2 protein-coding genes are annotated in these 1,796 nt (G+C 34.3%); one reads left to right on the top strand and one right to left on the bottom strand.

All coding sequences use genetic code 11. From position 1 onward, the window contains the following. The first annotated feature begins 242 nt into the window (after nt 1–242). Nucleotides 243–1,079: a phosphatidylinositol 4-kinase gene (locus DB41_RS02470; protein WP_238578406.1), complete on the top strand. Its 837-nt coding sequence runs from the start codon at nt 243–245 to the stop codon at nt 1,077–1,079. A 7-nt stretch (nt 1,080–1,086) separates the two neighbouring features. On the opposite strand, the gene DB41_RS02465 is transcribed toward DB41_RS02470, so the two are convergent. Beyond that, nucleotides 1,087–1,428, bottom strand: coding sequence for a hypothetical protein (locus tag DB41_RS02465; RefSeq protein ID WP_039383924.1), 342 nt, complete (start codon nt 1,426–1,428; stop codon nt 1,087–1,089). Nucleotides 1,429–1,796: the final 368 nt, after the last annotated feature.

Below are 1,796 nucleotides of genomic sequence, written 5' to 3'. Positions count from 1 at the left end.
AGTGAGAACAAGAAAGATAAATAATATTTTTGCCTCTTAAGATTGTGAGTGTCAATTTTAATTGTGCCCCCTCACTCCATGAAGGGGGGCTCATTAAAATTGATGCGAACAATCTAAAAAGGGGCAAAACACCTTAAAAAATAAGTTAAAAGAAAAAGATCTCAGATTTTACAGAAAAATTGTTGCACAATCGCGAAGATGGGCAAATAGGTTCCTTCCAAAAATATAAAGAAGGCGTTCCCTTGACAGACTTACCAGAAATTGAATTACAGAACATCCCTAGTGATGAACTAATGAAGATGCTTGTCATGGATATCATTATGCTAAATACTGACCGTCACTTAGGAAATGCTTTTCTAGCCCCCAAAGATAGTATCATTTTAATTGATCAAGGAAGCACTTTTCCTGGCTTAGCTTCATTAAAAAAAGGCAACACACATGACAACTTAGGATTTGAGTGGATGTTCATAAATTTCACTCAGGACAAAATTCCCCCTGCCTGGCAAGAGTTAATTTTAAGTATTCCTCCTAAAGAGCTTTATACAACTTTAGTAGAAAAGCTAGAGGAACTTCAATCTATTTATCCTGATACGCCTTCTTTAGCCATTGCGGGAAACGTTCTTTTTAATTCACTGGTTTCATTGACTTTCCTTCAACATTGGGTAAAGAACATGGGCCAACAGTTACCCAGTCGCGAGCTGCTGCGTTGTTTCATTCCCGAAACTATTCCTTACATTTATGCCGTTAAAAAGGATTCTTCAAAAGAGATTACAATGCTTCAAGAACAATCTGTGCATAACTTCAATCGTGACAGAAATTCATTAGCTAATAATTTAGATACTGATATGCAAGAAGGGAAAAGTGGCTATTTTACAACCAATCCTATATTTTTAAGCCTTGTCAAAGATGCTTACAAGGACTTTGAAAATGCGCTAGCTCTTAAGAATTCTGAGCCCATTAGCGTTCAAACATTTCTTAAAAACTGGGATGTTGCTGAACAAACTATAATGAAACGAGTAATAGGCCTGACCTTTAAAGAAACAAACCAACTAGCAAGAGAGTATTTTTCTAATAAATGAACATTTTCTAAAGCTTTTTAAGTTCGCCTTTATACTCATATTGATCAGGCGGAAATCTATGGGGAGCAAGAATTTCAAAAAAAGCAATAGGAAAAAGATTATCTTCCATAGTAATCACCTTGCGATCTTGGAAAAAACTTCTTTTGTCTTTAGGGACCGCAATTCCCTTCTGGTAAAAACTTTGATAAAGAGCAGAATTAGCACACGTCATTTCCCATTGATCATCGAAATAAGTAAAAGCAATCACAGCTACCTGCGTTTTTTTACTAACTAGAGATTCATATTTAAACAAACCCTTATTATTAATTCTATCTTGTAAAGAAATACTTTCATTATGGGATACATTCATAATTACCTCTTATTTAGAGAATAATAATTGAAAAAGCTTAAATTTGTCTATCAAAAATAACGGATGCATTTAAGGGTTAACTAAAATTCAGCTCATTAAACAGGATTTGCTGGGGATTTATAACTTAACCCTGCACAACACTTGACCTGATAAATATGAGTTACCTGGCAGATACTATTTCTGTCAGTTGTAACTTATCTAACATCCTTTCTTGCGCAAGATGTTTAGCATCTAAGAATGTTGTAAAGGCGTCTTGCTAAAACAATACTTTCCTGTATGTGTTCTCTCGTTATTATACTCATTCATCTATTTATCCACATCCTCTTGTAATTCTTCAAAATTTTTAAACACTTTCTTCCTAAAAGCTA

The organism is Neochlamydia sp. TUME1, assembly GCF_000813645.1.
Lineage (GTDB): Bacteria > Chlamydiota > Chlamydiia > Chlamydiales > Parachlamydiaceae > Neochlamydia.
The sequence above is the reverse complement of the archived record's forward strand: the minus strand, read 5'-3'. Positions and strand labels throughout refer to the sequence as shown.